This window comes from Oleiphilus sp. HI0123, assembly GCF_001635315.1.
In genome coordinates this window covers 1-8,086 of record NZ_LWGE01001162.1, presented here as the reverse complement: position 1 = coordinate 8,086, position 8,086 = coordinate 1, and the positions used below count along the sequence as shown (strand labels likewise).

Sequence of the window (8,086 nt, the reverse complement as noted above, 5' to 3'; positions counted from 1 at the left end):
GTCAGGCTTATAGCGAAGGTGATACAGTAGATCTGGTCTTTGATAATTGCCAGTTGAGTACAGGGCAAGAAGTGTCTGGTGCTTTATCGATGGAATATAGTGATATGGGTGGGGTAAATGACACCTTCATGCCGGTTTCAACTGATTACTGTGTTGATAGGCTTAATATCCTAAACGAAGGCCCTGATTACGACACATTATATGTAGCAGGCCATGAAGTAAGATTTTTCCCCTTTGGTGATGACACGATAGTCCGAGTTTATGAGCACAGCTACGATAGCGATACGGGTGAGCGAATATCTACCCTAAGGGCATCTTATGAAGTTGCCAAAAATAGGCCAACCTTGATTATCAATGAGCGTTTAGGTGTCGATGCTGGTGCTTTAGCATCGTTGGACGGAGATGAAATTTATCATGTTTTTGAAGGTGAACAGGAACTAGAGCGCTGCCAGTACTATCGTCGGCATTTAGATGTAAGTGTCAATGAGTTTGCAGTTAAAGATGGCGAAATTACCACGACTATAGATGGAGAGATTGAGTTATCAAATATTTCAGAAGATCTCGAAACTGAGTCATTTAACATTGTCGATAGCGATTTTTCTTTGTCCGTACAGCAGAATGCTTCACTGAATGAGTTTTCATTAACTGACTTTGATGCTGAAAAGGTTGAGAATTTGTCACGAGGCACCTATGTGATTGGTTTTTCAGGAGTCTTGGAGTCCGATTCGATTGGCGGAATAGTTGAAGTTGATGCAATGGACTCTTTTAGCAAGCTGAATGGCACGATAGGCGAATATCCAACTGATGGCATATTTAAGGTATTAGGACAGGGTTTGGAGCGAGTGACCCTGACGCCAAACCCTAGTGCACTGGTGATCGGTGTTGATTATGATGGTGATGATTCTCGTGTTGGAGCCAGTTTCCCAGATGAAACGTTTACAACGACCTGGGAGCAACTTCTGGAAGGTGACTTCCAGCGAGATGACTTTATTCCAGCAGAGTAGAAAGTTCCTTTCATACTGCTCAATATATCATTGATGGCCTTCTGGCTTCATATACTTAATTCCTCGATTAGCTCTATAATATTCCTCCTGTAGAGCGAGCATATCTATTTGCACGCATAATTATCAGATCTCATAGCAATAGGCTTAGCATGGCAAAGAGCAAAACCGCATTCGTCTGCACTGAGTGCGGGTCAGATTTATCTAAATGGCAAGGCCAGTGTCCGGATTGTGGCCAATGGAATACTATTCAGGAAATAAAGCTAGCAAAGCAAAGTAAGAGCAGCAGTACCTCGTTGGGTTATGCGGGCGCCAAGTCCGAGATTAAGGCTTTGGGGTCAATTGACCTCGAAGATCAACCCAGATTCAGTAGCGGTATAGGTGAGTTTGATCGGGTGCTGGGGGGAGGTTTAGTTCCCGGTTCTGCTATATTGGTTGGAGGTCATCCGGGTGCCGGGAAAAGTACTTTGCTACTCCAGACGATGTGTCATCTTTCTTCAAGCAGGGACGGCTTATATATTACTGGTGAAGAGTCTTTACAACAGGTTGCACTGCGAGCAAAGCGCCTCGGTCTCAAAGCTGATGCGCTGAATATGTTCTCTGAAACCCGGATCGAATCAATAGAAGAAGTGGTTCAAGTCCATAAGCCAAAAGTGCTGGTTGTTGACAGTATTCAGGTAATGCACACAGAAGCGATAGAGTCGGCTCCAGGTAGCGTTTCGCAAGTAAGAGAATGTGCTGCCAGGTTGACCCGTCTTGCCAAACAGACTGGCATGGTGCTATTTCTGGTTGGTCATGTGACCAAAGAGGGAGCGATTGCCGGGCCTAAGGTTTTGGAGCATATGATTGACTGCTCGATAATGCTCGAAGGCTCCAGTGACACTCGTTATCGCACTTTGCGAGGAATCAAAAATCGTTTTGGTGCAGTGAATGAGTTAGGTGTCTTTGCTATGCTCGAAAAAGGCTTGGTTGAAGTGAAGAACCCGAGTGCAATATTCCTAAGCCGTGGCGAAGAGATAATGCCAGGTAGTGTCGTGACGATACTCTGGGAAGGTACGCGCCCGTTGCTAGTAGAATTACAGGCTTTGGTTGATGAGAGCCAAGGCAACTACCCTAAGCGAGTCGCCTTGGGTATGGATCAGAACCGTTTATCAATGTTGTTGGCCGTGATGCATCGACATGGTGGGATCCATTGTGGCGACCAGGATGTATTTGTGAATCTGGTAGGTGGTGTAAAAACACTGGAAACGAGTACCGATTTAGCGACTTTGGCAGCGATTGTTTCTAGCTTGAAAGGGGTGTCACTTTCTGAAGATATGGTGATCTTTGGAGAGGTCGGTTTGTCGGGAGAAATACGTCCAGTCCCTAGTGGTCAGGAACGAATTCAGGAAGCGCTGAAGCATGGCTTTAAAAGAGCGATTGTTCCCTATGGAAACAAACCGAGAAACGATATTGCAGGGATGGAAGTTATGCTAGTGAAGAAGTTACCTGATTTGTTGAATGCTCTGTTTTAAAATGCTTTGGTTTAGCTTATTAGATTAGTCTTCGAGCGTACTTTCTAAATGACGGGCAAATATGTCTGGCGCCATGGGTCTACCAAACAGATAGCCTTGTGCATAGTCACAGTTTAGATCTTTGAGCAGCTTGTATTGCTCCTGATTCTCGACGCCTTCAGCGACGACCTTAAGGTTTAAGCTGTGAGCCATAGAAATCGCCGCATTAATTAGTTCTTTGTCGGCTTGGTCTTCGACTAAGTCGTTGACGAAGCTACGGTCGACTTTAAGCATGTCAAAAGGATAGTTCCTGAGATAGCTTAGTGAGGAATAGCCGGTTCCAAAGTCATCCATCGATATTCGGACATCAAGATGGTTGAGGGCTCTTAGCGCATCTTTTACGAACTGCTGGTTATTCATTAGAACGCCCTCGGTAATTTCAAACTCAAGTGTATGTCTGGCAACTTGATGGTCCTGAATAATTCTTTCGACTTGAGATATCAGGTCTGGATCTCGAAACTGCCGTGGCGACAGGTTAACCGCCATGCGAAAGTCTGCTTGGTATTGCTTTTGCCACTTTGATGCTTGAGATAGCGCCTGGTGCAATACAAATTGACCAATAGGAATGATCAACCCGGTTTCCTCTGCGATCGGAATAAACTCATCAGGAGGTACTTGTCCTAAGGTTTGGTTATTCCAGCGTAATAGTGCTTCGGCTCCAATAATTTTGTCAGTCTGAACATCGACTTGAGGCTGGTAGGCGAGCGAGAATTCATTTCGGTCTAAGGCACCATGGATTTGTTCTTCAAGCTGTAATCTTCGGGCGACTTGTTGGTTCATTTCCTCAGTGTAGAACGAGTAGGCGTTTCGCCCGAGAGACTTGGCGTGATACATGGCTGAGTCGGCATTTCTTAGCAAGTCGGTCGGAGTAGCACCGTCATGAGGGAAAAGAGCAATGCCAATGCTGGCAGTTAGCATCAGTTTACGACCTTCAATATCAAACGAGCTTCTGAATTGTTCTAATATGCGCTCAGCAGTTTTTTGCGCAGACTTCTCGTCATCTAGGCCGCCCAAAATTAAGATGAATTCATCGCCTCCCAAGCGGCCAACTGTATCGCCCGTTCGAAGTACTTCTGATAGGCGCTCTGCAGCAACCATCAATACTTCGTCACCCATGTCATGGCCAAGGGAGTCATTAACCTTTTTAAAATCGTCTAGATCAACGAACAGTAAGGCAACTTTGTTGTTTTGACGTTGGGCTTCACCAATGATGTGGGTGAGCCTATCCAAAGATAAAAGTCGATTGGGCAGGTCAGTCAGCGAGTCAAAATGCGCTTGGTGAAATATTTTTTCTTCTTGTGCTTTGCGTGTCGAGATATCTTCCTTGACGGCAAGATAGTGAATCACTTTCCCATACTCATCCTTTACTGGAGAGATGTGCCCATATTCCCAAAAGGTCTCGCCATTCTTTTTACGAATTTGTACTTCGCCTTCCCAGCTATGTTCTTTTTCAAGCGCTTCGAAGAGTGCTGCGTAGGTATCTTTTTTTGCGTGGTCAGGCATTAGGCTGAAAAACTTCTTTCCTTCAACCTCACTAAGAGGGTAGCCGGAGGTCGTTTCAAATGCCTGATTTACATACTTTATGCTCCCATTGGTGGCGATGATCATGACCGACACAGGGCTCTGCTCGACGGCTTGGGAGAGGGTACGAATTTTTTGTCCGGTTTTTACTTCCTGGCTGATATCGCGAACTATCCCGAGTACCAGGGCTTTGCCGTCAATATCAATATTTTTCCCGACCACTTCTGAGTGATAAGTGCTTCCGTCTTTACGTTGAAGCAAAACTTCAACGGTTAGCCCTTCTTCAGTGGTTTTGGTTCTTTCGAAAGAGCGGTGATCTTGTTCGGGTGCCTTTATATCAAACACCGTCATGCCTAGCAGCTCATCTTTGCTGTAGCCGCTCATCTTACAAAAAGCAGGGTTAACAAATACGTAATTACCCTCAGTGTCGGCAACTGTAATGCCTTCAGAGCTTTGGTCAGTGATGGCCTTGAGCATGCGATCACTTTCAATATGCTTTTGTTGTCCTGATCCCATGAGTGCCTTGTTGCAGTTATACGTCAATTAAAGAAAACAAGCGTTTACTATGACTAATTAGTTTAGTAGGAACTTAGGAAATTCCTAGTTATTGAGGCTTAAATAGAGAGGAAACTTGAGCAGAGCTTAATTTAAATGACTGTGAGAAGTTCCAGTTCACGCATTAAAATATCGTCGCTACCAACATTAAGCTCTACTAAACGCTTAAGGTGGGTCATGCTGTCGATATCAATGTGCTGGCATTTAAAACCTAAGGTATTGTTTTCCTCGTGGGAAAAGGTGAGTGACATAATAATATGGCTTTCGCTACCTGATAGTCTGATGGTCGCTTCGCAAGGCGTATCAACATCCAGGCTGAAGTGGTCAGGCCGGTGAACCAGAATTCCGCGCAAGGAAATATCAAGGACTTCGGTAGACCATTCAAGGTCATCCTGACGCAAGGTGCAATCGGCATTAAATAGAATTCGGCTAAAATGACGGCGCTCGTCTTGTTTTGTCTCTTCGCTCATTTGGCCTCCGGCAACTCTGTTCTGCAAACCAGTTTGAAGGATAACAGAGAGGATTAATTATTATAGTCATTCATTAGAATATAAGTGCTATATCAGGTAACTGCAAGCTTAGGCAGTCCTTTTGAGAACAAATCGCTCAAAAGAACCGCTGTTTCAGGCTTTCAGCTAGTTTGGCAGCCTTGGCTCTTAGGCAAGCTTCTTATAGTTGACACGAGTAGGTGTCTTGGCTTGTTCACCTTTACGAGCTTTGAAGTCTTCTTCGTATTCAGTGTAATTGCCTTCAAACCAGACCACTTCACTATCGCCTTCATAAGCCAATATATGCGTTGCAATTCTATCGAGGAACCAACGGTCGTGCGAAATCACTATTGCGCAACCAGGGAATGCCAAGACGGCTTCTTCCAGTGCTCGTAGTGTTTCTACGTCAAGATCGTTGGTTGGCTCATCGAGTAGTAGAACGTTCGCACCTTGCTTAAGCACGTTGGCTAAATGTAGACGGTTACGCTCGCCACCAGACAGCTCATTCACTTTCTTTTGCTGGTCATTACCACGGAAGTTGAAACGACTGACATAAGCACGAGATGGTGTTTGGTAATTGCCGATAGTGATCATATCGTTACCGTCACTGACTTCTTCCCATACCGTCTTGGAATTGTCCAGGTCGCGCGTTTGTTCAACGAAAGCCAGCTTAACAGTATCACCCAAACGAATAGTGCCTGAGTCGGGTTGCTCTACGTCTGCTAGCAGCTTGAATAGTGAAGATTTACCTGCACCGTTACCACCAATTACACCGACAATGCTTCCGGGTGGAACACTAAAGCTCAAATCTTTGAATAGCAGCTTGTCTTTGTATTGCTTACTGACACCATCGAGCTCGATAACAACATCACCCAGGCGTGGCCCTGGTGGAATGTAAATTTCCATGGTCTCGTTGCGTTTCTGTAGGTCGGAAGAGTTAAGCTCTTCAAAGCGCTTAAGACGCGCCTTGCTCTTGGCATGTCGCCCTTTTTGGTTGCTGCGAACCCACTCTAGCTCAGATTTAATACTCTTTTGGCGAGCATCTTCTTGCTTTTGCTCATGCTCTAAACGTTTCTCTTTATTTTCAAGCCACTGAGAATAGTTACCTTCAAATGGAATGCCATGGCCTCTATCGAGCTCCAGTATCCAACCTGCAACATTATCAAGGAAGTAACGATCGTGGGTGATGGCGACGACGGTTCCAGGGTAGTCATGTAAGAAACGTTCCAACCACGCGACACTTTCTGCATCAAGGTGGTTGGTCGGTTCATCAAGAAGCAGCATGTCCGGCTTAGAAAGTAATAGACGGCAAAGAGCGACACGACGCTTTTCACCACCTGATAAATGTTTAACTTCAGCATCCCATGGTGGCAGTCTTAAGGCATCAGCAGCGACTTCCAGTGTTCTTTCCAGATTATGACCATCACCGGTTTCAATGATTGCTTCTAGCTTGGCTTGTTCTGCGGCTAGAGCATCGAAATCTGCACCTTCTTCAGCGTACTCTGCATAAACTTGATCTAGGCGAGTTAACGCATTTTTAATCTCACTCACGCCTTCTTCAACGTTGTCTCTGACCGTTGCTTCTTCGTTAAGTTCAGGCTCCTGAGCGAGGTAGCCAATATTGATACCCGGCTGAGGGCGGGCTTCACCAATATAGTCTTTATCAACGCCCGCCATAATTCTTAGCAGTGTTGATTTACCCGCGCCATTAAGACCCAATACACCAATTTTGGCGCCGGGAAAAAATGAAAGGGAGATATCTTTGAGGATTTCTTTTTTAGGTGGGACAACTTTTCCCACGCGATTCATGGTGAATACGTACTGTGCCATACAAATAGCCTTAATTAGTAAAAACGGGGTCGATCTGAATGGGCTAGACGTTAGCTAAAAAAGGCAGGCTTGGCAATCCCTGCTCCAGACTAATTGACTAAATCGTTCGAAGCAGGGTAATGATTGTGATGAGGAGACTTAGATTTTCTTGTGACGAATACCCACTAAGCCAAGAAGACCTAGGCCAAGCAAGGCAATAGAAGAGGGTTCTGATACGCTTTGGGTAATGATGCGCGCATCATCAATCCAGTAGCGACCTACCGTTGCGCGATCAACCAGTATCGACTGGGAGCTAGTAAATGTTAGAAAATCGTTACTTTCCCACTTTCGAGAAGTTGATGTCTCGTAATTGGCCCCCGTACCACCAAATATATTGTCCGACGCATTGAGTTTTTTACCGTTGAGGATGATCGCAACAATGTCACTATCAAACTCAATTAATTGCTTGGTCTCTTTACCGCTCGAGGTGCCTAGTGGGTCAAAGTGAATCAGGTGAGAACTGTAACTGCCTGCACTTAGGTAAGGTGAATTTTTGCCAGTTTGCTGACCTCTTAAGGTATCACCAACGAACAGGTTACTCCCAAGCAAGTAGTCAACTTGAACCTGTTGATGAGCTATCGCAATGCCCTGTTGTTCATCAAACGTTTGAAGCTGATCAGACTCTTGTTGCGACCAGCTAAAGTTTAGCCCGTCGGCATTGCCGGTCGGGTTAATGAGGCCTGCATTGACGGTTGATGCAGCAAACAGCAGACTGCTGACAGCAATGATTTTCTTTAGCATTTTCTTTCCTGGTTTGGTTTTAGCCTTTCCATCGTGCTTGTGCTTTTTGGAAGAACTATTCATAAACAATGACTTCAGTGTATAGGCTGTTCTTAGGTTTTAGTAATGGGCATAGGCGGATTTGACTAGATTTCACAACTTGCTTACAAGTCTTTACCTGATGTATAGAAAACTCACGTTTAGGCCTGATCTAGGCTGACAATAGAAAGATTTTCAAGATACCTAATTGTTTGACCTAGATCATCTCGTTTGGACTAAGGCTCATATAAAGTGGAGCTATGAAAAGATGATAAAAAACAATCCCTCTAAGGAGATATATATCTATGTTAGAAAAGCACGATCTAGTTCATGAGTTGCC

The 8,086-nt window shown here is 44.9% G+C and carries 6 protein-coding genes; 2 read left to right on the top strand and 4 right to left on the bottom strand.

Going from position 1 to position 8,086, the window contains the following annotated elements:
• Together A3761_RS27685 and radA are read left to right on the top strand one after the other, a co-directional pair.
• The coding region (locus A3761_RS27685) for a hypothetical protein (protein ID WP_197473033.1) at nucleotides 1-1,004 on the top strand (1,004 nt) is incomplete at its 5' end.
• Nucleotides 1,005-1,153: 149 nt separating this feature from the next.
• A complete protein-coding gene (gene radA / locus A3761_RS12530; protein WP_068554431.1) occupies nucleotides 1,154-2,515 on the top strand; it encodes a DNA repair protein RadA in 1,362 nt (453 codons plus the stop codon).
• 24 nt (nucleotides 2,516-2,539) lie between these two features.
• Here the strand turns inward: radA and A3761_RS12525 are convergent, their stop codons facing one another.
• The 4 genes from A3761_RS12525 to A3761_RS12510 all read right to left on the bottom strand — a co-directional run bounded on the left by A3761_RS12525 (nucleotide 2,540) and on the right by A3761_RS12510 (nucleotide 7,791).
• On the bottom strand, nucleotides 2,540-4,591 hold the full coding sequence (locus tag A3761_RS12525; RefSeq protein ID WP_068750295.1) for an EAL domain-containing protein: 2,052 nt from the start codon (nucleotides 4,589-4,591) through the stop codon (nucleotides 2,540-2,542).
• Between the two features lie 131 nt (nucleotides 4,592-4,722).
• Nucleotides 4,723-5,100, bottom strand: a complete 378-nt coding sequence (locus tag A3761_RS12520) for a PilZ domain-containing protein (RefSeq protein ID WP_068513956.1) — start codon at nucleotides 5,098-5,100, stop codon at nucleotides 4,723-4,725.
• 186 nt (nucleotides 5,101-5,286) lie between these two features.
• Complete coding sequence (ettA, locus tag A3761_RS12515; RefSeq protein ID WP_068513959.1) at nucleotides 5,287-6,948, bottom strand: energy-dependent translational throttle protein EttA; 1,662 nt, start codon at nucleotides 6,946-6,948, stop codon at nucleotides 5,287-5,289.
• A gap of 138 nt (nucleotides 6,949-7,086) precedes the next feature.
• Nucleotides 7,087-7,791: a PEP-CTERM sorting domain-containing protein gene (locus A3761_RS12510; RefSeq protein ID WP_068739372.1), complete on the bottom strand. Its 705-nt coding sequence runs from the start codon at nucleotides 7,789-7,791 to the stop codon at nucleotides 7,087-7,089.
• Nucleotides 7,792-8,086: the final 295 nt, after the last annotated feature.

Excerpts from the sequence above, each read along its gene's own strand:
- radA (WP_068554431.1), top strand. The coding sequence starts at position 1,154 with ATGGCAAAGAGCAAAACCGCATTCGTCTGCACTGAGTGCGGGTCAGAT.
- A3761_RS12525 (WP_068750295.1), bottom strand. The coding sequence starts at position 4,591 with ATGGGATCAGGACAACAAAAGCATATTGAAAGTGATCGCATGCTCAAG.
- A3761_RS12520 (WP_068513956.1), bottom strand. The coding sequence starts at position 5,100 with ATGAGCGAAGAGACAAAACAAGACGAGCGCCGTCATTTTAGCCGAATT.
- ettA (WP_068513959.1), bottom strand. The coding sequence starts at position 6,948 with ATGGCACAGTACGTATTCACCATGAATCGCGTGGGAAAAGTTGTCCCA.
- A3761_RS12510 (WP_068739372.1), bottom strand. The coding sequence starts at position 7,791 with ATGAATAGTTCTTCCAAAAAGCACAAGCACGATGGAAAGGCTAAAACC.